This is a genomic window from Bacillus sp. DHT2 (assembly GCF_026241455.1).
GTDB lineage: Bacteria > Bacillota > Bacilli > Bacillales > Bacillaceae_G > Bacillus_A > Bacillus_A pseudomycoides.
Genome location: NZ_JAPHWH010000104.1, coordinates 1 through 263, shown reverse-complemented (window position 1 = coordinate 263; position 263 = coordinate 1). Strand labels below are relative to the sequence as shown.

Genomic DNA, 263 nt, shown 5'->3' with positions numbered 1-263 from the left:
TTTACATTCTTTCTAACACATCAAACGTATATTTAATGTTCCATATTTTCACTTGTAGTAAACACTGTTTTTCCATTTCTGAATATAAAAAAGTAACTTTCAAGGATATTTTTAAAAACAATATAAACAAAATAACCAATAGAACAATCCCAATTCCGATTACAATCCACTTCATACATATCATCCTTTCATTCCATATCCATTATTGACATGTACAAGGAATATTATACGAATTCAGAAAATTGCGTATCGGTGTATTCTTC

Annotated in this window: 1 pseudogene; it reads right to left on the bottom strand. The window is 27.4% G+C overall.

What is annotated here, in order from left to right:
- Positions 1 to 4: 4 nt before the first annotated feature.
- A pseudogene (locus ORL93_RS31115) lies at positions 5 to 184 on the bottom strand (DUF2953 domain-containing protein); the annotation flags it as partial.
- Between the last annotated feature and the right edge of the window lie 79 nt (positions 185 to 263).